This is a genomic window from Arthrobacter sp. FW306-04-A, assembly GCF_044358315.1.
Classification (GTDB): Bacteria; Actinomycetota; Actinomycetes; order Actinomycetales; family Micrococcaceae; genus Arthrobacter.
Genome location: NZ_CP084559.1, coordinates 1,052,556 through 1,074,131, shown reverse-complemented (window position 1 = coordinate 1,074,131; position 21,576 = coordinate 1,052,556). Strand labels below are relative to the sequence as shown.

At 62.8% G+C, this 21,576-nt stretch carries 20 protein-coding genes; 10 read left to right on the top strand and 10 right to left on the bottom strand.

What is annotated here, in order from left to right; translation table 11 throughout:
* Nucleotides 1–99: 99 nt before the first annotated feature.
* The 3 genes from LFT43_RS04960 to LFT43_RS04950 all read right to left on the bottom strand — a co-directional run bounded on the left by LFT43_RS04960 (nucleotide 100) and on the right by LFT43_RS04950 (nucleotide 1,469).
* Nucleotides 100–246 carry a lmo0937 family membrane protein gene (locus LFT43_RS04960; protein ID WP_395801435.1) on the bottom strand — a complete coding sequence of 49 codons (147 nt, stop codon included), beginning with the start codon at nucleotides 244–246 and terminating at the stop codon, nucleotides 100–102.
* Nucleotides 247–458: 212 nt separating this feature from the next.
* Nucleotides 459–1,088 (bottom strand): 2'-5' RNA ligase family protein, encoded by a 630-nt coding sequence (locus LFT43_RS04955; RefSeq protein WP_395801434.1) that lies wholly within the window; start codon nucleotides 1,086–1,088, stop codon nucleotides 459–461.
* A 42-nt stretch (nucleotides 1,089–1,130) separates the two neighbouring features.
* A complete protein-coding gene (locus tag LFT43_RS04950) occupies nucleotides 1,131–1,469 on the bottom strand; it encodes a hypothetical protein (protein WP_395801433.1) in 339 nt (112 codons plus the stop codon).
* A gap of 129 nt (nucleotides 1,470–1,598) precedes the next feature.
* Between LFT43_RS04950 and LFT43_RS04945 the strand changes: the two genes are divergently transcribed.
* Nucleotides 1,599–2,780: an aminotransferase class V-fold PLP-dependent enzyme gene (locus tag LFT43_RS04945; protein ID WP_395801432.1), complete on the top strand. Its 1,182-nt coding sequence runs from the start codon at nucleotides 1,599–1,601 to the stop codon at nucleotides 2,778–2,780.
* Between the two features lie 39 nt (nucleotides 2,781–2,819).
* Here LFT43_RS04945 and egtD read toward each other — a convergent pair whose 3' ends face one another.
* The 5 genes from egtD to LFT43_RS04920 form a co-directional block, all read right to left on the bottom strand.
* Entirely contained in the window at nucleotides 2,820–3,806 is a 987-nt protein-coding gene (gene egtD / locus LFT43_RS04940) for an L-histidine N(alpha)-methyltransferase (RefSeq protein WP_395801431.1), read from the bottom strand.
* Nucleotides 3,803–4,567: an ergothioneine biosynthesis protein EgtC gene (egtC, locus tag LFT43_RS04935; protein WP_395801430.1), complete on the bottom strand. Its 765-nt coding sequence runs from the start codon at nucleotides 4,565–4,567 to the stop codon at nucleotides 3,803–3,805. Before egtC ends, egtD begins: the two co-directional genes overlap by 4 nt.
* A 3-nt stretch (nucleotides 4,568–4,570) precedes the next feature.
* Nucleotides 4,571–5,893, bottom strand: a complete 1,323-nt coding sequence (egtB, locus tag LFT43_RS04930) for an ergothioneine biosynthesis protein EgtB (protein ID WP_395801429.1) — start codon at nucleotides 5,891–5,893, stop codon at nucleotides 4,571–4,573.
* 16 nt (nucleotides 5,894–5,909) lie between these two features.
* On the bottom strand, nucleotides 5,910–7,202 hold the full coding sequence (gene egtA / locus LFT43_RS04925) for an ergothioneine biosynthesis glutamate--cysteine ligase EgtA (protein ID WP_395801428.1): 1,293 nt from the start codon (nucleotides 7,200–7,202) through the stop codon (nucleotides 5,910–5,912).
* A 297-nt stretch (nucleotides 7,203–7,499) separates the two neighbouring features.
* Nucleotides 7,500–8,351: a DUF427 domain-containing protein gene (locus LFT43_RS04920; RefSeq protein WP_395801427.1), complete on the bottom strand. Its 852-nt coding sequence runs from the start codon at nucleotides 8,349–8,351 to the stop codon at nucleotides 7,500–7,502.
* Between the two features lie 409 nt (nucleotides 8,352–8,760).
* Here LFT43_RS04920 and LFT43_RS04915 point away from each other — a divergent pair, with 409 nt between their 5' ends.
* The 4 genes from LFT43_RS04915 (at nucleotide 8,761) to LFT43_RS04900 (ending at nucleotide 13,903) form a co-directional block, all read left to right on the top strand.
* Nucleotides 8,761–10,041, top strand: a complete 1,281-nt coding sequence (locus tag LFT43_RS04915) for a flavin-containing monooxygenase (protein WP_395801426.1) — start codon at nucleotides 8,761–8,763, stop codon at nucleotides 10,039–10,041.
* A gap of 369 nt (nucleotides 10,042–10,410) precedes the next feature.
* The gene (locus tag LFT43_RS04910; protein ID WP_395801425.1) at nucleotides 10,411–11,739 is read left to right on the top strand and encodes an amidase domain-containing protein; all 1,329 of its coding nucleotides are present in this window, start codon (nucleotides 10,411–10,413) and stop codon (nucleotides 11,737–11,739) included.
* A gap of 12 nt (nucleotides 11,740–11,751) precedes the next feature.
* The gene (locus LFT43_RS04905; protein ID WP_395801424.1) at nucleotides 11,752–12,180 is read left to right on the top strand and encodes a hypothetical protein; all 429 of its coding nucleotides are present in this window, start codon (nucleotides 11,752–11,754) and stop codon (nucleotides 12,178–12,180) included.
* 1,357 nt (nucleotides 12,181–13,537) lie between these two features.
* Nucleotides 13,538–13,903 carry a TfoX/Sxy family protein gene (locus LFT43_RS04900; RefSeq protein WP_395801423.1) on the top strand — a complete coding sequence of 122 codons (366 nt, stop codon included), beginning with the start codon at nucleotides 13,538–13,540 and terminating at the stop codon, nucleotides 13,901–13,903.
* 72 nt (nucleotides 13,904–13,975) lie between these two features.
* On the opposite strand, the gene LFT43_RS04895 is transcribed toward LFT43_RS04900, so the two are convergent.
* Together LFT43_RS04895 and mgtA are read right to left on the bottom strand one after the other, a co-directional pair.
* A complete protein-coding gene (locus LFT43_RS04895) occupies nucleotides 13,976–14,158 on the bottom strand; it encodes a YegP family protein (protein WP_395801422.1) in 183 nt (60 codons plus the stop codon).
* Between the two features lie 258 nt (nucleotides 14,159–14,416).
* Nucleotides 14,417–17,125 (bottom strand): magnesium-translocating P-type ATPase, encoded by a 2,709-nt coding sequence (gene mgtA, locus LFT43_RS04890; RefSeq protein ID WP_395801421.1) that lies wholly within the window; start codon nucleotides 17,123–17,125, stop codon nucleotides 14,417–14,419.
* A 332-nt stretch (nucleotides 17,126–17,457) separates the two neighbouring features.
* Between mgtA and LFT43_RS04885 the strand changes: the two genes are divergently transcribed.
* From LFT43_RS04885 to LFT43_RS04865, 5 genes are all read left to right on the top strand, one after another.
* Entirely contained in the window at nucleotides 17,458–17,907 is a 450-nt protein-coding gene (locus LFT43_RS04885; protein ID WP_395801420.1) for a hypothetical protein, read from the top strand.
* A 179-nt stretch (nucleotides 17,908–18,086) separates the two neighbouring features.
* Nucleotides 18,087–18,236, top strand: coding sequence for a hypothetical protein (locus LFT43_RS04880; RefSeq protein ID WP_395801419.1), 150 nt, complete (start codon nucleotides 18,087–18,089; stop codon nucleotides 18,234–18,236).
* Nucleotides 18,237–18,952: 716 nt separating this feature from the next.
* Nucleotides 18,953–19,105, top strand: coding sequence for a hypothetical protein (locus tag LFT43_RS04875; RefSeq protein ID WP_395801418.1), 153 nt, complete (start codon nucleotides 18,953–18,955; stop codon nucleotides 19,103–19,105).
* A gap of 51 nt (nucleotides 19,106–19,156) precedes the next feature.
* Nucleotides 19,157–19,357, top strand: a complete 201-nt coding sequence (locus LFT43_RS04870; RefSeq protein ID WP_395801417.1) for a hypothetical protein — start codon at nucleotides 19,157–19,159, stop codon at nucleotides 19,355–19,357.
* A gap of 487 nt (nucleotides 19,358–19,844) precedes the next feature.
* Nucleotides 19,845–21,563 carry a DUF262 domain-containing protein gene (locus tag LFT43_RS04865; RefSeq protein ID WP_395801416.1) on the top strand — a complete coding sequence of 573 codons (1,719 nt, stop codon included), beginning with the start codon at nucleotides 19,845–19,847 and terminating at the stop codon, nucleotides 21,561–21,563.
* The last annotated feature ends 13 nt before the right edge of the window (nucleotides 21,564–21,576 follow it).

Here is a 21,576-nt window from a genome sequence, read left to right as displayed (position 1 = left end):
AGGTCGCGCCTCCCGCGCCCCCACTGCCGCGTGGAGGGCAGTGTGGGGTCGACCAGGGCCGGCGGCCAGGGGCCGCCGGCCTCCTGTCCCGACGCCTGACTACGTTCGGGATCTGCCACGGACGAAGTGGAAGATTAGAACGATCACGGCAACAACCAGAAGCAGGTGAATGAGCCCGCCGCCGATGTTGCCGATAAAGCCGAGAAGCCAGAGAACAGCGATAATGATGGCTATCCAGAGCAACATGAGGGTCTCCCTTGTTTGTCTGCGGATGGAAATGCTCGTTCTGCGCCCCGGCCGCTCTGCACATCAATCCAAGGTCGTGATTCCGGCCGAAGCCCACGCGGGTACCGTGTGGTGCGCTTCACCCTATGTCAGGAACAGGTTCTTGGAAATGGCAAACAATAAGCGATAGTTATCATCCGGTTTGGCGGCACAACGCAGGAGCGTCGCATCGATTACTTCGCCGGGGATTGGTCGCTGAAAGGCAAGCGAGATGTGGTGTCCCAAGTGAAGGTGCCGCGGTTGGCGTCCTGGTGGACAGCTATGAAGTGCACCTCGTTGATGGTCAGAGGTGGCAGGGCAGGTGCTCTCAGCTGATCGGACGCTTGTTGAATGAGTTGGGTACTGCCTTCGGCCACGCCGTAGCCCAGGGTGAGATGTGGACTGAAGGGAGCGTTGGGCAGCGGCTGGCTCTTGTTGATGGTGTCGGCAGCCGCGTCGCGGACCGCTGCAGTTAGCTTTGCCCAGGGCGAAGTATTGGTCCCTCTGACCCCGAGCGAGTAATCGTCCGCTTCCGGTTCGCCCAGCTCGATGCTGAACGGCTTGGTTTCGGCCGCGAGGCTATTAAGCCTTGCGATGAAGGCGTCTACGTCTTCGGGGCTGACCTCGTCGGAGGTAACCGCGAACTGCTGGACTGTTGCATGCAGGTAATCGGCTGGCTGGATGGAGCAATAGTCGAACGCCTCCAGAACGCGCTGACGTTCCTCCAATGCCGATCGGAGGTCAGGGGCTGGCAGCGCGTAGATGTGTAGGCGGTTCCGCATAGACGGCCACAGGGTCATGGGGTGCTCAAAAAAGCGCTTCACGGGTGAACCATACACGTTTCTGGTGGCTCTAACGTTCCAGAATCACATCGTCATTTGGTCCGTGGCGGCGAACTTGTCCAGAACTTTGACGAGCCTGTCAAGGGTGTCGTCGCCGGCGCCGTGTGCACGACGTCGTCGGCGAGCCCGCCGACGGCGATGGGGGCGCATCCCGGCTGCGGCCACGAACTCTGAGACGGCGGAAGTGCCCTCAGCCGAATCGCCTGCGATGAATACGTCCAGCGGCTGGCCGGAGGCCTCGCCGACGACCAGCGTTCCGGAGAACGTCGTGTTGAAGGCCTTGCCGACGTCGGCACGGGTGAGGGGCGATTTCCTCTGCGGCAGAGGAACCCGGCGCGACCACAAGCGAATCAAGAGTTGCATAATCGGCGGGATTTGAAATATCGACAACCACCTTCCCCGTCAGAACATCGCCATAAACGATAGGACTTCCTTCGCTGCCGCGAACGGCAGCAACGGGCCCGCAATGCAATTGCGGGCAGAATGTGGTTTATGTCTATTGATGTCGAAGCGGTGCGAAGGCAGACCCGTGGCGTCCTGTGCGTGACCCATTTGAACAATGCGAGAAGTTCACTGGCCCCCGGTCCCGTGATGGACACTGTGGTGGGTCATTTACGCCGCGAGGAGCAGATCGGCGGCTATGAGGCGGCGGAGGAGGCTGCTGAACGGCTGGAGGGTGTGTACTCCTCGCTGGCGCGGCTGATCGGGGCGGGCCCGGACGAGATAGCACTGGCCGAGAGCGGCAGCCGCGCCTGGGCGGCAGCGGTCTACGGATTCCCGTTCGTTCCCGGGTCGAGGGTGCTGATCGGACGCTCCGAGTATGCCGGCAATGTCATTGCGCTGCGGCAGCTTGCGCGTCGGAATGATCTGCAGATTGTGGTGCTCGACGATGATCGCTACGGGCAGGTGGACCTGGAACAGCTGCAGCGGGAGCTGGAGCGCGGACATGTGGCCATGGTGGCCCTGACTCATGTGCCGATGGCCAACGGTCTGGTAAATCCGGCTGCTGAGGTGGGCAGACGCTGCCGGGCTGCCGGGGTGATGTTTGTGCTCGACGCGTGTCAATCGGTGGGGCAGATGCCGTTGGACGTGCAGTCCTTGGGCTGCGACGTTCTGGCGGGTACGGGGCGGAAGTTCCTGCGCGGACCGCGCGGCACCGCATTCCTCTATATCCGCGCCGCGGTCCTGGAACGGCTGGAGCCTGCCATGCTGGACGGCCATTCCACCGTTCCGACCGGTGCCGGGGGCTTTGAAGTCCGCGGCGATGCCCGGCGTTTCGAAAGCTGGGAGACCAGTGCCGCCGGACGGCTCGGCCTGGGACGGGCAGTCGATTATGCCCTGGCTCTGGGCCTGGACGCCGTGCAGGAGCGCGTCGTCGGGCTTGCGGATCAGCTGCGGGGCGAACTGGCGGCGGTTCCCGGGGTCACTGTCCACGACCGCGGAATCACCCGGTGCGGCATCGTCACCTTCTCGGTGAAGGGAACCGACGCCCGGAACATCAGGTCCAGGCTCGCGGAGCACCGGATCAATGTCTCCGTGGCACCGTTGCCGTCCGCCCAGGCCGACTCCATCCCCACAGGGACGCGACAAGGGGAGGACCTGGTGGTACGGGCCTCGGTGCATTACTACAACACCGAGACTGAGGTCCAGCGACTGGTCGGCTTCCTTCGGTGAACCTCCTGGAGTACATGACGTGTCCGCCCACCGGCCTGCCTAGATGGCTTCGGCCAGGGTCATCGCATAACGGTTCTGTCGGTCGGTCCACTGCCCGACGGCGGTGAACCCCGCTTCCTCCATCTCTTCGACCACGCCCCGAAGGCGGAACTTGGCCGAAATCTCCGTTCGCAGTTCTTCGCCCTCGTGGAAGTAGACGTCCATGTCCACTCCCGGCAGACGGACCAGCATTGGCCTGCTGGCGCGCAGCCGCATCTCGATCCACTCCTCCTGGGGCATCCACACCGCCACGTGATCAAATGCCATCACGTCGAAATCGGCGCCCAGTTCGGTGTTGAGGACACGCAGCACGTTCCGGTTGAAGTCGGCGGTGACTCCTTCGGCGTCGGCATACGCCGGAACCAGGACATGGGGTGACTTCACCAGATCCGTGCCGAGCAGCAGCGAACCGCCGTCGTCGCCGAGCAACTCGCGGACGTCGGAGAGGAAGCGGGCCCTGGCCTCCGGCTCGAAATTCCCGATGGTGCCGCCCAGGAACGCGACCATGCGGCGTCCCCCCCGGGGCAGCAGGTGCAGCTGGGTCTCGAAATCCGCTGCCACGGCCTGCAGTTCAAGATCGGGAAAGGCAGGAGCCAATTCGTTCCGGGCATCCAGCAGCGCGCTGTCGCTGACATCCACGGCAACGTAACGGCGAAGGGATCCCTCCTCCCTGAGCGCGTTGAGCAGCAGCGGGGTCTTCCGGGAAGACCCGGACCCGAGCTCGATCAGCGTCTCGGCCGGGCTCGCGGCCGCCATCTCTGCTGAGTAGAGCTCCAGCACTTCGCGTTCGGCCCGTGTCGGGTAGTACTCCGGGAGCTCGGTGATGCGCTCAAACAGTTCGCTGCCGAGCTTGTCATAGAACCACTTGGGCGGCAGCGTTTTCGGGGAGGCGCTGAGTCCGGCGCGCACATCGGCGCGCAGGCTGCGCCCTATGTGGTCCGGGGGCAGGTGGTGGATGATGTCGGAGCGGTCGGTGGAGAGGCTCATGGGGCCACCTGTTCCTTAGTGAGGTTCGGAATCGGACGAACGTCGACGTTGCCGGCGGTGGCGGTCAGAATGCAATTCTCCGGCACCTCGTGCCAGCCGGGTCCGTCATCGGAGGGCTCGCTGGCCACCACTACGCTCCCGGGGCCGGTCCGCCAAAAAAGGCTATCCCCGGCGGCCGTGGCCGCGATGTGCGTGCCGTCGGTGAGCAGAAAATTCAACCGAGCCCCGGTGGCGGCGGCGACATTTCTGACTACGTGCGTCAGTGCCTCCCCGGCGGTGTCCCCGTCATCGAGCTGTTCCAGGACGAGTGCCCAGAGCAGGGCGGAATCGACCTGGGCTTCAAGCGCCAGCAGACGGGCGGTCGGAAGCGACGCGGCCAGACCCTCCAAGGCATCCGGCCAGCCCTCGACGCTTCCGTTGTGACTGAAGAGCCATGGTCCGTACGCATACGGGGCAGCAGCTGACTCCTCCTGCGTCATCCCCGGTGTCGCGGACCGGACGGCTGCGAGAACGGCCCGGCTGGAGGTAACCCTGGCGACATCGGCGAAGGACCGGTCCGCCCAGATCGGGATGGCGCGCCGGTAGCGGGCAGGCAAAGGATCGCCCGGGGCGTACCATCCGACGCCGAAACCATCGGCGTTCACGGTCCCGTGCCGCTGATGCCTGGGCGCCCAGGACTGCGTCAACAGCCCATGACCCGGGGTGAGCAGCAGCTCCGCCAGCGGCACCGGAGACCCGATGTAGGCCAGGTGGCGACACATGCGCTAACGCACCTCGGCCGGTGCAGCGTCGCGGGCAGTGCGGAACCCGGCAAAGATCTGCCGGCGGATCGGGTAGTCCCAGTTCCGGAATGTCCCCCGGCACGCGGCCGGGTCCACAGCCCAGGACCCCCCGCGCAGCACCTTGTAGTCAGAGCCGAAAAACACTTCGCTGTACTCCTGATAGGGGAAGGCGTTGAATCCGGGGTACCCGCGGAAGTCACTGGAGACCCATTCCCAAACATCACCGATGAGCTGGCGAACGCCCAGCGGTGATTCTCCGCCCGGGTAGGAGCCGGCCGGCGAGGGCCGGAGAGCCGTGCCGCCAAGGTTCGCGTGATGGGGTGAAGGATCTTCGTCTCCCCAGGGGTAGCGGCGCGAACGCCCCGACCGGGGATCATGACGGGCAGCCTTTTCCCACTCTGCCTCGGTCGGAAGCCGGCGGCCGGCCCAGCGGGCGTAGGCGGCCGCTTCAAACCAGCATACGTGCTGCACCGGTTCGTCCTCCGGCACCGGTTCAACGACGCCGAATCTGGTCCTGATCCACCGGTCACCGTCGAGTTCCCAGTATTTGGGGGCCACCAACCCGGCTTCCCTGACGTGGTTCCATCCCTGGGCCGTCCACCAGCGAGGGTTCCGGTAGCCGCCGTCATCGATGAAGGACCGGAAAGCACCGTTGGTCACCGGAACGGTGTCGATCCAGTAGTCCGGCACGTGGACTTCATGGGCTGGGCGTTCGTTGTCCAATGCCCACGGTTCCACCGAGGTCCCCATCATGAACGGCCCGGCAGGGACCAGCACCTCTTTCGCCAGCGAGTGCCGGTCCGGGGCCAGGACGCCGGACGGCAAGGTCCGGGCCTGCAGGACCGGCGCGCCGACGCGGAGCTGGTGCGTGGCCAGCATCGTCTCGTCGTGCTGCTGCTCGTGCTGGATGATCATGCCGAATGCGAAGCCCCGATCCAGCAGCGGCGACCCTTCCAAAGGGGTCCGGTCCAGGATGTCCAGTGCTTTGGCACGCACCTGGGCGAGGTACTTCCGGGACTCCTCCGGCGAGAGCAGCGGCAACGAGGGCCGGGAGCTGCGCGGGTGCTCGAACGCGTCGTACATCTGGTCGATGTCGCACCGCAGCGGCTCCATTTTGCCGACGTCGCGCACCAGCCAGATTTCCTCCTGGCTGCCGACATGCGCCAGGTCCCAGACCAGTGGTGACATTAGCGGTGAATGCTGCTTCAGCAGGTCTTCCTCGTCGCACGCCGTCAGCGCATGGGTCCGGTTCCGGGCCCTTTCCAGCCCGTCGGCGATGAAAGCCCTGAGAGTTTCCTGACCCATATCGGATCCTGGAAAGTTATCTGGCATTTTCGGAACCTTTCTCACACTCTCCTGCACCAAAATAGCTGCGGGTTCTTTGCCACCGGTCCAGTCGCTCGTCCGCAGGGCACAGGCCCCGCGCCGTATAGCGGTCAACGAAATCTTCCGCCCGGTTTCTCGTGGCGGTGTCGGCTTCCAAACGGGGCAATGCCATCAGAGCGGCCTCGGCGCAGCCGAGGGCTGCCGAGGCGAGCATGGGATCCGCCAGCGCGTCACGGGCGGCGGTCCTGATCGGATCTGACAGGGAAGCAAGCGGGGCGCAGGCCTCTTCGGCAAGGTCGGCTGCGCGTTCATCGTCCATGAGCGCGGTCACCATGGCAGTGACCGTCTCCCAATCACTGCCTGCCTGTGCGTCGATCACCCGGATCTCCAAGAACCCCCGTGGCCGGACAGGCGGGAACAGGGTCGTCAGGTGGTACCTCAGGTCATCCAGCGTCGCGGGCCGGGGGCCTTCCCCCCGAAGCCAGTTCCGCATCGTCAGCCCGCGCGGGGCTTTCCAGGAAGCCGTTCCCGAGGGAATGCAGAGCACCAGCGCGTCCAGCGCGTAGCGTGCCCAGGCCAGGCGGGGGTCCGCGGCGCGAGGGACCGCGGCGGTGCGGGTCGGGTCCGTGGCCAACCAGATACGCTGACGGTTGCTGTGCCAGCCGCTGGGAACGCCGTGAAGGAACGGGGAATTTGCAAACATGGCAACCAGGACCGGCAGGAGATTATGCAGGCGAGCCCATCTTTGCGCTGCGCCGGTGGAGCCGGGGCCGTCGAATCCGGCGTCCAGGGAAACCTGCAGGGAAGCCGTGGAACACATCATCGTTCGCCCGGCAGGGCCAAGGCGGTCGAAATGCTGCTCCATTGCGGCGTACCGTGGATGATCCAGTGACCGCACAGGGGGCCGAATGGGGTCCAGCGCCACCGCGCCGAAGCAAAGGCCTGCTCCTGTCAGCAGACCCTCGACGGCGGCAAGGTCTGCCCGGGTCGCCGCGATGAGTGCTGGAAGATCAGCCGCGCAGGCGGAGCTGATTTCCAGCTGACCGCCCGGCTCAAAGGTAATCACCCCTCCGCCAGGCAACGGTTCCTCCGATGCCATCATGGCGCCCCTGACCCGTGCAACCGGCACCTGGAGCCGGGGGTTCGCGACATCGTGGACCAAGCGCTCGACCTCCACCCCGGCAGCACCCGGCGGCCCGGTCTTAAAGCAAACCGAGGCTACATACACCTCGGCATCGGACTCGGAGAGCGGACCCATGTCACGCCCGGGCTGCAAAACAGAAATCATGCAGCACCATTCCTTCCACGCGGATAGCTTAGGGCAAGCTAAACAGCCCCCTTTCTGCCTTGTCAACGGCCCAGCCACTTGCAAGCAGCCCCACAGGGCAGACGGAACAGTCTCCTCAGAGGCGAACTCTGCTTTCCAAAGCACCCTGAACAACGAGCAGATCCTAGCCGCGTGCGGTCATCGTGCGGGGCATCACGTCTCCGGTTGACTACCAGCTCTGATCCGGGTCTGCTCCGGGGCCGATCGCCGGCCAATATAGAGGCGTCCCGGCTCAGCGGGGCGCCTTTCTGCTGCCCTTCACTCCCGACGGTCCTGCGGCCGGGACCAGGGCGTCACCGGCCGGGCCTGCAGGATGCCGTCGACCGTCAGGTCCACCCTTTCATTGAAGAAGCTCACCAGTCCGTGGATCTGCGCAGCGTCGAGGAAACGCCTGTCGTAGCTCCAAGCGATGTTCCCGCCGCTCTCAGTGCCGGGGTACGTCCAATAGCGGGCTTCCCCCTTGTACGGGCACACGGTCCTCTTCGGACTCTCCTCCATGAGGTCCAGCCGCACGTCCGCGGGCGGGATGTAGTAGCGGACGGGAAGCAACGTCTCGTATAGGAGTTGCGCGCCGTTCGTGCTGGCGAGCGTTACCCCATCGAGGGAGACCTCCACGGCCAGGGATGACGCCCGGATGTCCACACGGTGGAACGGGTCGCGGGGATGGCCGATGATTTCCTCGTCGTCTTCCCGCCACTGAAAGGCGGCGAAATCCAGGACGACGTACCCGGCCAGGTCAGGGTCGTCCGGGCGGAACGCGGCCCCCGGCGCCGCCGTCCACCCCGTCACAACGTCGAGCTGCTCGCCGGGGGCGGTGTGCCGGCCGAACCCCGTGCGCGGATCCAGCGACGTAGGTGAGTCCGCGGACAGTCTGACGCCAAGCTCCGGGACGTCGGCTGCGGGGCCACCGGGCGGAGTGAGCACTGCCAGCAGTTCTGCCTCCGGCACCGCAAAAATCGGCGTGATGCGCCTCGGCTCCCAGACCAGCCAGGCGTGCAGGGTGTCGACGACGGTGTTCCCGCCCAGGCTCGCGCGGATCCGCTTGGCGGTGGGTTCATAGCGCAGTTGCGGGAAGGTCCCGAGGATCACTCCGGATAGTTTGGTGGCCATGCTCCAAGCGTGGGCGTGGGCCCGTGCGGCGTCAATGCCTTCGCCTACGACGTCCGGTCACGCTAGCGGGTGACGTGCAGGCCATTCAACGCCATGGTGATGACGCGTCGGAGATGAGTCCTCACGCGACGAGCCTTCATTACGGGCCTCGGATACCCGGGCCGCCCTGGCGCGGGAGTGTTAGCCTCCATGCGTGGACGATCTGAGCGGTGCTACCTGGAAGGACCGCGGCTGGGCAGCCTCCCCGGCACACGACCGCCTGGTCCAGCTCGCGATTCGCGTCGCCCGGGCCCTCTGACCAAGCGCCCGACGCCGCGTAGTCCCCTCCCGCACCCGAATCCCTGAGCGTAGAGTTCTGCCAACAAAAGGCTTCGGGACAATCTCCGGCAACGGGGAGGAGTGATCGATCATGGCGGCTGACCTGCACGCACCCGCCCAACAAAGCCACCCTCTGGATATCGACACCCTTATAGTCGGCGGTGGCCAAGCGGGACTGGCCACGAGCTACTTCCTCAGCCGGGCCGGCGTCGAGCATCAAGTCCTTGAACGGCGAGCCACGCTGGGTGGCGCTTGGCAGGATCGCTGGGATGCGTTCGTCCTGAACACGCCGAACTTCACGCTGGACTTGCCGGGCATGCCGTACCCGGGCCCGGACCCGGAAGCTTTTATGGCGCGCGACGACGCGGTGGACTATTTCCGGGACTATGCCCGGCGGATCGATGCCCCGGTCCGGACTGGCACGGATGTCACACGGATCTCGACCTCGGACGGCGGCTTCAGCGTCGAGACGACCGACGGAACCTGGCGGTCGCGCAACGTGGTGCTGGCGACTGGCGCTTACCAAATACCGAAAATCCCTCCCTTTGCGGCCGGGCTTCCAAGGAGCGTCCTGCAGCTTCACACCCACGAATATCGCAATCCGGAGCAGCTGCCCGATGGCGCCGTGCTGATTGTCGGGACCGGGCAGTCGGGCGGCCAGATCGCGGAAGATTTGCACGCGGTCGGCCGGCAGGTTCATCTGGCGGTGTCGACGTGTCCGGAGGCGCCGCGCCGATATCGCGGGCAGGACGTGATGTATTGGGTCCTGTTGGCGGGCATCCACGGGCCCGAATACGGGGTCAACGCCCTGAGAGTTGGCCAGCTCCCCTCCCCCGCGGCACGGTTCGCCTGCAACCCCCTGCTTTCCGGCACCGACGGCGGCCACGACGTCCACCTCCGCGCGCTCGGCCGCCAGGGCATCCGGCTGCACGGGCACCTGGAAGCAGCCGACGACGGCGAACTCACCTTCACGGACGACCTCCCCGAACGTTTGGCGACAGTCGAGGCCGGGTTCGGCCAGCGCATGGGGCGGGCGCTCGACGCCTACATCGCCGCCGCGGGAATCGACGCGCCTGAACCCCGGCCGGCGCCGGCGGATGACTGGCTGCCTGCTCCTGAACCAGCGCGCCTGAACCTGGCCGCCGAGAACATCACGTCGGTGCTCTGGGCCACCGGCTACCAGCTTGACCTAAGCTTCGTGGACATTCCCGTTTTGGACGCCTGGAGCTACCCGCGCCATGTTCGTGGAGTCACCGAGCAACCGGGCCTGTATGTGGTCGGGCTGCCGTGGTTGACGGGCCACTACTCGTCGATCGTCGGCGGGGTGGGCGTGGATGCTGAATATGTTGCGGAGTGCGTGGCCGGGCGGTGAGATTGCAGCGCCGAAGGTCTTTGGCTTCCCATTTCCGCTGCCAGCACTTCGAGATTGAACAGGGAGTCCGCACTCAATTGGCGCTTGCGGACACCTAGTCTCGTCCTTTTTCACACTCATTTTCGGTCTTTTGGCACTCATTTTCGGTCTTTTGGCACTCATTTTCGGCTTTTTGGCACTCATTTTGACGGTTTTCACCACCTAGTCGCCGAATCGGGTCATAGCCTTTGCCCACGGAAACTGCAGGTCTCGCTGGGGCGTGTTGCTGCGAGCCAGTCGCAGTGTGGCAGCAAGGAAATGACAAGACACGAGAGCGCCTTCCGAGTATCACGCCCTCGTCTGAAGACAAACCGCTCATAGGGGGTCTTGATGTTGATGCGTCAAAAAATCAGTGCAGCAGCTATTGCACTCGGAATTACCCTGGTGGGGATTCAGCCGCACACTGTTTTCGCTGAAGACAATATGGGCCCTGGACAGCCCGCTCCTCCAGCCGCGGGAGCGAGCCCGGCCGGCAAGCCGGACACGGAATCGGCAGCAATCCAGCGGGTCATTGCCCGGGTGATCGACCGCAGGAATCATCAGGTGGTCAAGGGGAACCCACCGGCCCAGACGGATGAAATCGGCCAGGACATCGCCGCTGATGCCGTGGCTTCAACCGAGCAGGAATACTCGAAACTACACACACGCCGGGACGAGCTCGAGACCTACGGGGTCGCCTTTACCGGCAGCCAATCCGAGATCGCAGTCAAGGATCTCAGCGTGACAGGTGCCCAGGCGTCGGCAGTTGTCACGGAAACGACCCACTTGTCGTACGCACCGCAGAACGGGATGGCCAGCCCCGACCAGATCTACGTCTACGAACAGAAATTCGATCTGGTGAAGACAGGGGCGGCTTGGAAGATCACGGGCACCCGGCCCACGAAACCGGGGCCCCTGGCCCCGACAACCGTCATTGGTCCCGCCGACACGACGGCGTCGTCCGGGCCGTCGCAGCAGGGATCCGGGCGCGGCGCCAAGATCTACCGCGATGCCAACGGTAACCCGGCCCCTCTTCCCGAGGAACTTCAGCACCCGAAGAACCTCGGGCCCAACGGCGAGCCGAAGGGCCAGCCAGATGCATCGACGTCGAGCTTGCCGCAGGTGACGACTTCATCGAGGTCAAAAGGGTCGATGGCGGTGCCCGTGTCAACATCGGTCCGGGCGCCGATGGTGGCTTCGGCGAGCTACAACTACTACAACATGATTGTCTACGCGGCGACCTGGTTCAACGGTCATAACTGGCAATACAACAACTACGACGGGAGCACCGGGGACTGCACGAACTTCGTTTCCCAGGCGTTGGCGGCCGGCGGCTGGCAACAAGTAGGGTCGGGCTTCTTCTGGGAACGCACGGATTCAAGTAAGTGGTACCACAGCAACCCGGACTCCTACACTTGGAGCGGTGCGCAGAACTTCTTCTGGTTCGCCACCGGTTCTGGCCGGACCTACGAACTTTCGTATCTGGCGGATATGGGGCCTGCTGACGTCATGCAAATTGACTGGTATAACGACGGGATCATTGACCACACGGCCCTGGTCACCTTCGTCAACGGGCAGGACATCAAAGTGTCCCAGCACACGGACGGGTACTGGAACCGCTCGATCTGGGAAATTTACAATGCCAACCCAACGTCCACCTATTTCGCCCTCCGCACCTAGATCGGAGACCACATGAGACGATTGCTTCTGCGCTGCTGGCTTCTCCTGGTCCTTGTCACCCTGTCGGCGTGCGGTCCATACAGTGGGACGCCCGGCGACCCTCCCAAACCGGAACTGCGTGACCAGACAATCCGCCAAACCATGTCCTATCTCCATACCAAAGACGCGGCCGGCCTGAAAACCATGTTCGCTGGGAATTTCAAAGACCTTGATCAGGCGGTGGACGATTGGATCAGGATGTGGGGCGGAGTCGACGCCGCCGACTACCAGGTTTCCTACAAGTCTCCTGGCGGACCGGCCAACTATGACACCACCATCCAGGCGAAGCTGGCTGACGGTTCACCGGTTACGATTCCGATCTGGCTGACTTGGAGCAATGATCGCTGGAATATTGGATACTTCTCGCATCCGTTGTCACCCACGGCTACACCACGCAAATAGCAGAAGGGCGCTGCCTGCCGACACTCATGATTGGCAAGGAGTGTCGGGGGCCTGGCGATTCACTCGCCGGGCCCCCAGACAACTCCCCTGACCGGACGGCGAACTCACCTTCCCGGACGGCGTGGCGGCGTCGAATTCCGGTCAGCCGACCGATGCCAAAGGTCAATACGGCAATGATGCAACCTGACACGGCACCCACCGCCGCGCCACCGAGCCCGCTGAGTATCGACAAGCCCGGGCCGCTGGACCCGCCCAAGAGAAGAATCACCAGCGCATAGGTGCATCCGAACCCGGCCCCGAAGAGCAATCCCCTGCTGACTGATCTGTTCAACGTTTCCTCCGTCTCTGGCGAGCGTTCGGAATGCTGCCAGTATTCAAAGCTCTATGAATGCGGCTCACTACGACACGGACGGGGGCGCAATCCGCCTAGTCATGCGATGAACCGAATTTCCAAACCGCAAGAAGGGTCCCTCCGACCACCGCAACCGAGACAAAGTAGGTACCCAGGAGCATAGAGGCAGTCGGCCCACCGACGAGGAAGCGCTCCACTACGCCGGAGAAGAAAGCCAAAGCGAAAGTGGCTCCGCCTACACACAAAGGCACCGTCACGTTCGGCAGCCGCGATCGCCTGAGGCGGTGAACTATCGGGCCCCATAGGAACTGAGTCAGCAACAAACTGGCACACACGGCTGTCCCGTACGTGGACACGACGGTTTTTGCTTCGACCGGGGGAACCAAGAGCCCGAAGAGAAACACCGAGCTGAACAACAGGGAGGAGAACACGAAGGCCACATACATAGGCACGTGATGGATTCGAAGAACGAGTTTCATCCGGTCAATTTCTTCTTCAAAGCTTCCCCTAAGCTCGCAGTGTGTTCGTGCGAGGAACGCTACGGTCGAAATTGTCGGCTAGGTGGTCAGAACCCGGAAACTAGGTGGTCAAAACCCGGAAATAGGTGCTGGCGAAGGCCAAATTGAGTGGTCGCCAAGCGCCCAATGAGTGTTCCGTGGCCCTAACTCCCGGCAGCATCCGTGTATTTGGCGAGCCGCACGCGGATCCTGAGGCGTTCATGCCACGCGACGATGTCGCGGGCGACGCTCGCGGGAACACAATTTGGCGCTGGCGACGGGCGCGTATCAGCTAGCGAAAGTTCCCCCACAGCTTCGTGAACATGAGGAATAAGCACACGAGGACGCCGCCCGGTCCCTGTCCCAGCGGGTGGAGGCCCAGCCCGGCTCACGGCTCCGGCGGTCAAACGCGCCCCGGGCACAATGCCTTGACGCTGCGAGGCCGCACTCCCGCGTCGTATGCTGCAGTAAGTCCTAGGCTTTCGATCCCCAACCCTGGAGCAGGCACATGCAGATACCCAAACCGTCCGACGCCGACAAAGACCGTTTCCGCGCGGTCCTGCCAGACAATCCGGAGGTGGTCGTGAAGCCAATGTTCGGCAACCTGGGCGCTTTCGTGAACGGCAACATGTTCGCCGGGCTGTTCGGCCCGATGATCGGCGTCAGGCTTTCCGACGCCGACAAGACGGCCATCGAGGCCGAACACCAGACGCTTCCGTTCGGCCCGGAAGGACGCTCAATGGGCGGATACGTCGGCCTGCCCGAAGCCTGGAGCGGCGACGAAGAGCAAACGGCGGATTGGGTCGAGAAGGCCTTCGCATACGTTGCAACTCTTCCACCGAAAGCTGCGAAACCGCGTTCGTCGAAGAAGTGATCGCCACGGCGCGATACTTGGTTGGCATGGATGCTGAGTATGTTTCGGGGTTTGTGCCGGGGCAGTGAGCCACTAGCAAGTGTGGTCTTCGATGAGCCCGCTCGCCGCGATCTCTCGCAAAGTATAAATTCCGCGAGCTGCAGCGTCCTTGTCGCGGAAAGGGGCGGAGACTGCAAGCTCTCGCCCGAACTCGTCAACCAGCCGGACCCTGCAGGTGCCTCCGTTGTCAGTGAACACTTCGAAGTGTCCGGCCATCAGGAAAGTTCTCCTTGACGGCGTGCGGCAGGGAGCTCGCGCATTCTGCGCGCTCCCGCGGCTGGTCCCCTTTGACCACTGAGGCGGAGTTGACTGGGTTGAATCGTTACCATGACTGACCTACTCGTACTAAATCGAGAAGCCAGCTGCATGACCGGTACCAGCATATAGTGACCCACGTCATATCAACCAATTTCGCCTGAAGCCCTATTTCCGACCGGATCCACACCACAGCGCCACCTCTCAGACACCCAAAAACTAGGCCGCTACCTTCCGTCGCCTGCGAGCCAGAAGAGCTGGACGCACAGGGCGCCCAGGGACAACCGCGACAACCGGCGCGCTGAAGCGGGACGCGCGACGGGAGATGTGGTGGGTGTCCGGCCGACGGCGGACGGGGGTCGCCACGCCGGGCAGCTGCTGCGCGGCCCGGGCGAAGAACCACTGTTTGGCGAATTCCACCAGGACCATGTAGACAACGATCATTCCCAGTACCGCCAGGAAGAACGGCACCGGCAGGGGATCGAAGCCGAGCAGGCCCGCCATCGGTGACAACGGCAGGAAGATGCCCGCGGCCACGACGCCCAAGGATGCGCTCAACAGGCCAACGGAGGGACGGCTGCGCAGGAACGGAACCCGACGGGTCCTGATTGCGAAGATGATGAGGGTCTGCGTGGCGATGGATTCGATGAACCAGCCGGCCCGGAACTCCCCCGGCACGGCGTCGAAGACGAACAGCATGAGGGCGAAGGTCGCAAAATCGAAAATGGAGCTGATGGGCCCGAAGAGGAACATGAAGCGCCGGATGAACGCGATGTTCCAATGCGACGGTGCCAGCAGCTGTTCCTTGTCCACGCGGTCGCCTGGGATGGCGAGCTGGCCGCTGTCGTAGAGGAGGTTGTTGAGCAGAATCTGCCCCGGCAGCATGGGCAGGAAGCTCAGCACCACCGACGCCGTGGCTGCGCTGAACATGTTGCCGAAGTTGCTGGACGTTCCCATCAGCACGTATTTGATGGTGTTAGCGAAGATCCGCCGACCCTCCATCACGCCTTCTGCCAGGACGCCGAGGTCCTTATCCATCAGCACCACATCGGCAGCGTCCTTGGCGACGTCCGTGGCGCTGTCCACGGAGATCCCGATGTCCGCTTTGTGAAGAGCCAGGGCGTCGTTGACGCCGTCGCCCATGAAACCCACCGCCCCGCCGCTTTGGCGCAGCAAGGTGATGATGCGGGCTTTCTGCTCCGGCGAGACGCGGGCAAAGATGGTGGCCTCCCGGGCGGTGGCGGCCAACTCGGCATCAGACAGGGCGTCGACGTCCGCGCCGGTGAGGGTTCCGCCGGAAATCACGCCGAGCTCGGAACATACTTTTTCGGCAACTTTGGCGTTGTCCCCGGTGGCGATTTTCACGGAGATGCCCAGCGTGGCCAGCTGTTCCAGGGACGCTTTCGCGTTTGCCTTGGGCCGGTCGAGGAAAACGAGGAAGCCGGCCAGGACGAGGTCCTTTTCGTCGTCAGGCGTGATCTTGCTCAGCCCCGTGGCTGGGCGGGTGGCTACCGCCACGACGCGCGATCCGGCGTCGAACTGTTCATCCAGCATGGCCTGCACACCGGGCGAGGTCGGCCCGCAGAGGGCGAGGACATCCTCGGGGGCACCCTTGGTGACCAAGCGCGCCGGGCCGCCTGCTTCCCGCACGAGGACGCTGGTCCGACGGCGTTGGTGGTCGAAATCGATCAGGTCGAGGCGCTCGAAGCGGTCGGGATCGAAGGCTGCCGCCCCGGTACTGTCCCACAGTGCAGCGTCCAGCGGGTTCTGCCCGGCCGTCGATAGTTTGGCCTCGGCGTAGTCGGTTTCGGTGGCCAGCAAACCCAAGGTGAGGAGTTCGACATCGGACACTTCCGGGGAGGCGGGCAGCGCGCCGGTGAAGCTGATCCTCCCCTCCGTGAGGGTGCCGGTCTTGTCCGTGACCAGGATGTCCATGTCACCCAGGTCCTCGATGCACACCAGCCGTTTGACCAGGACTTTCCGTCGGGCCAGTTGGCGGGTACCGGTGGCGAGGCTGGTGCTCACGACGGCGGGCAGCAGCTGCGGCGTGATGCCGACGGCGATTGCCAGGGAGAACAGCAGCGACTCGATCAGCGGACGCTGCAGCAGCAGGTTCGCGATGAAGATCAGCGTGGTGAGCCCGATGGCCACCTGCAAAAGGAGGAACGAGAACCGCTTCAGCCCGAGCTGGAATTCGGTTTGGGGCTGCCGTTCTCCCAGGCCCAGCGCGATCCGGCCGAATTCGGCGCGACCGCCGGTGGCCACCACCACGCCGGTGCAGCCGCCGGATTGGATGACGGTTCCCATGAAGACGCAGGAAGCAAGGTCGCCCAGCGCCGATCCATGCGCCACCGGGGCCGGATCCTTGCCGGCCGGAAGGGACTCCCCTGTCAGGATGCTTTCGTCGCAGAGGAGGTTCTTGGTGCTGAGGAGGCGGATATCGGCGGGGATGATGGCGCCAAGACTCAGATGTACGACGTCGCCCGGCACCAAGGCGGTGACGTTCACATCCTGCGTGGTTCCGTCGCGGAGCACGACGGCGCGGTGGGTGACCCGGGAATGCAAGGCTTCGGAGGCCCGTTCGGCGCGGAATTCGTTGGTGAAGCCCAAGCCCACGCTGACCAGGAGGATCACACCGATCACGATCGAATTCGTGGCATCGCCCAAGAAGAGCGACAGCCCGGCCGTGATGATCAGGAGGATGAGGATGGGACTGGCGAACTGCCGGCCCAACACCGCCCATCCGTTGGCCCGGTGGGTCCGGACGGCGTTCGGGCCGAGTTCTTCCAGTCGTTCCGAGGCTTCTTTGTCTGTCAGCCCTGCCGGGCTGGAGCCCAGGTGTTCGAGTACATCGTCCGGCTGAAGGCACGCGGCCTCGGTGATCGGCAGTTGTGTGGAGTGTCGTTCTTGGACCTTGAGGTCTGACATGCCGTATCCGTTCGAATGCGTCGCCTGCGGGAGTCGCCTTTGGGATAAGGGTACGGCTTGGGGAGGGTCGCTTGTGGTGGGCGGGCGGGAGTGGCCGACGACGGCGAGGTGGGTGTGGATGCCGCATACGTGGGGTGCGGTGAGTGTCTGAGGACAGACACACCTAGCTCAAGCGACGGGTCCACACAGATTGGGCCCTTGGGACACCTAATTCCGCCTTTTCAGCACTCATTTTGAGGTTTCGTCCACCTAGTTGCCGATTTGGACCATAGCCTTTCTCGCACAGAGACTGCAAGACTCGCTACTGAATGCGGGCGGATTGGGGACAGGACATGGTGATATCTGAGGCCCGGCTTGCGCGTGATTCCAAAGGCTTGATCTGGGGAATTGTAAGCGCATCCACAATCGTCATTGTCATCTCTGCTCAAGCCGGGGGCATCCTATTACCCGGGCTCCTGATCGCCGCCGGCATCGTGGCTCTGACCTGGCTGATCGTTCGAATGACCGTCTCCATCGCCGTCACGGAGGAGAAGATCGTCCTACGTTGTGCGCCCTTCTATTCAACAACGATTCCCCTCTCAGACCTTTCAGCCGTAACCAGAGCCTCGGACACTTCCCTTTCTGAGGGCTACGGCATCCGCGTCTTGGGTAAGAACACCCGAGGGGTGCTGGTGGGAGGGCCTGCAGTCGTCTTGGAAACGGCCAGCCACCGATGGATCATCTCCGCCGCCGATCCCGAAGACGTTGTGTCAACAATCCGGGTTCAAATGACAAATATGTGAACAACCGCACTATCCGAATAAGAACAAACGGGGAGTCATGAAGAGAGTGCTCACACTGAACGGGATCAGACTTGCTCCCGGGATCAGTCGAAGGAATCGGCTGACCGGAGGAGGCAGAGTTTGAAGGTCACAGCGCATCGTTCGCTTCCGCGATTCCTTGTGTGTTGGGTAGTTGTTTCATGAAACTTCTAACTCTCTCCGCGGCGGTCATGTCCCTGATCGTCGCCATTATTGCGTCCTTCAGCAACCTGGCCATGGCGGTCTTCTCTCTCGCCGCGGCTGCAGCGAGTCTTGCGACCTGGTTTGGCTACAGAAAGCAATCAAGGTAAATCTGCGCTGCTTCGCCGTCGCAGCTTCTAGAGACAGGCTGGAACCGGACCATCGTCGATAAAATCTAAATTGCTAACGCCAAGGACTGCGCGGGGACGGCTGTGCGCTGTTGTGGCGTCGGCTGGAGGGCTTTGGGCCGCGCAGCGGATCGCTTTCTGGACCACTTTTGGTCGAACACCCGAGCCGACAGTAGCCAGTTTGATGATGTTCAGGATCATCTTCCTGTTCTTCGTCCTCGCATCAAACCGGGGTGCCCTGGTTGCGGTCGCCGAGCCAGTCCTGCGGGATAGCAGAAGCGAATAGAACGACGGCGGCTTGAGTATTTCGGCGCCCAAGAACTCGTGCCCGGTGGGCGAACGCAGGGAGTTGACTGGCGTTTTCAAGAATCTCCCCTAAAATGTCCGAGCCCGGTCCTAACGTGAGCACAGCAGGTTCCCGAGGTAAAAGCAGGGGTCATTTCAACGCTTTCACACTCGCGGCCCTGCATTGTCTCCGAATCGCTTCAACCAGAAGGACCTGTCATGACTGAACCACTCGCACCATACGCCCAGCCGGCACCGCTGCCCCCGTCAACACCACGCCCTCCAAGGGCAACGGCTTCGGCACAGCCGCCCTCGTCCTGGGCATTCTCGCCATCGTCTTCTCGATCATCCCGATAGCCGGCTTCATTGCCTTCCTCCTCGGCCCGCTCGCCGTCATCTTCGGCATCATCGGATTGACTCGTAAGTTCTCCAAGAAGGGAACCTCGGCTGCCGGACTGATCCTGGGTGTCCTTTCCGTGATCGTCGCAATCATCGTCACCGCCATGATCGCTGCCGCTGCTCAGAGCGTAAGCGACTCCGTGAACAAGGAACACAAGATTGACTAAGTCGTCACCGTCACTGGTAAGGCGCACGTCTCTTACTGGACCGAGGGCGGTATGTCCACGGAGGACATTACGGCCAACTGGAAGAAGAACGTCACTGCCAAGGGCTTCAACCTGAGCCCCTTGACCGTCACTGGTGATTACACGAGCCCGACCAACGTGACCTGCGAAATCTTGGTCGACGGTCAGAGCGTGTCAAAGAACAGCGGCTCTGGAACGACTGCCGTGGCTAACTGCACAGGCAGCAGCAAGTAGCAGCTGCCTAATCGCGGGATCCGGCGCCCCCGCCCCGTCGAGGCGGCCGCCGGACGGCCTGCGGGGCGGACGGAGTCCTGAGGAATGGCAACAGTGCACTTGGCCGATATCGTAGGAAGCCCACCTGCAACGAGGACCAAATGCAAGACAGTTTTGAACTTTTCGACGCTCCAGACAGATCTTCGGTTCCTGCTGATCCATTCATCTCGCCTTCGCAGATTCAACGGCTCCGTGAAGCATTTGAGTCGGCCGGAATCTCCGGCATGGAAGAACGCAAGCAAATCATTGAAAGTTGCATAATTCGATCCGTGACCCGGATTCACGAGCTGTCAGCAAAGGACGTCCGGCCCATCCTGAGAGGAATCGAGGCCCGAGCCGCGGCCAAAGTGCGACCCAATACAGGATCAGCTTGGGATGATAGGGAAGAAGACACTTGGATTGACAAGCTGTAATCGACGCCGACGCACAATTCCAATGTGGAGGAAATATGGACGCACGGAACAGATCAGTCACTGATTGGTTCGCGCGCATTAGAACTGGTCAAGTACGTTTGCCGCGATTTCAACGATTTGAAGCTTGGAGCCACAACGAAGTTGCTGGCCTGGTCGAGACCGTTCTACGAGGCTTACCTTCCGGAGCGACATTGGTGCTTGCAGTCGGAGACCAAGAACCCTTCCTGAGCCGGGTTCTCGAATCAGCACCAGACCCGGTTGAACGAGTCACTGAACATCTGCTCGATGGACAACAGCGGCTAACTGCGCTCTGGCGATCCCTGCATGACAACTATGACGATCGAACTTATCTGCTTCGCTTCGAGTCTGAAGAAGGGCTGGAGGAAGAGGTTCCACGAGTGCTTGCCCAGAACCGCTGGCGGCGCGGGAACTTGCGATACCCCCTATGGTGTGACGATCCCTCTGAAATCTGGGCTCGAGGCTATATTCCTCTGGCCTTGCTCTCGCCGGATGTATCGCAGAGAGACGCAATCCGTGAATGGGCGGACGCCGCGTCTGAGAACGATTTGAGTATCGGCCGAGACATTGAAACAAAGGTGACTACGCTCCGAGGTGCTGTTGCTAGCTACAACGTCCCATTCCTGGAATTGCCCGTCGGGACTCCCAAGGACGTCGCGCTGGATGTTTTCATCAAGATGAACACTTCCTCAGTCAGACTCACCGCATTCGACATCGTCGTAGCCCAGTTGGAGGATGCACTGGGCCAGTCTTTGCATGATCTCATCGATGACCTACGCGCACAGGTTCCATCGCTGCACCGCTATGCTGATGCCGGAAACTTGGCTCTGGACGTCGCTGCGCTACGGTCTGACCGCCCAGCCACGCAGAGGAGCTACCAGAGGCTTGATCTCAAAGCCGTGGGCTCTGAGTGGGACAACATTGTCCGGGGAATCCGCTGGGCCATCGACTTTCTCGAGGAGGAGCGAGTTTACGATGCACAGAGACTCCCATCGGTGGTTGTCCTCCCCGTGTTGGCTGCAATTCACGAACATCTCCCGGAGAAACCTGACGCCGCGGGCAACGCTCGGCAGCTAGTGCGTGCATACGTCTGGCGGTCATTCTTGACGCGCCGTTATGATCAGTCGGCCAGCACGCGCGCGCACCAGGACTATCGTGGCCTGAAAAGGCTCCTTCTAGGCGAGATAGAGTCGCGGGCTGATGCGGCTCCGATCTTCGATACTCGGGTCACACCGCTTCCAACCCTGGAGGACCTCATCGGAGCCGGCTGGCCACGCAGCCGCGAAGTGATTGCTCGCGGCATCCTGGCCGTCTCGTTGCGGCACGGTGCCCGCGACATCGCAGACGACAAGACTGTGTCGGCTGATCACCTCGGGTCCCGCGAATACCACCACCTATTCCCCGACTCACTATTGGTCAGCTCTGGAATTGATCCCTCTGAGTCAATGCGCGCCCTAAACTGTGCGCTCGTGACGTGGAGTACTAACAGAACGATTTCTAGCAAGGCTCCTCTGCAATACTTGGCGGAACGCACCGCGCAAGCGGATCTAGGAGAAGCTGAGATCCGGTCCAGAATTGCATCACACGTCATTCCATTCGACCCTTTGGCATCCGCCGGTCCCTACGGGGAAAGTGATTCAGTTCGCTTAGCTGAGGACTATCAGAGCTTCCTTCTGGCGCGGGCGGAGCTGATGCTTCCAATCATTCACACGCTCTGCGGCGGCGGCCAGCCATAGTCGGGCAGGCCGG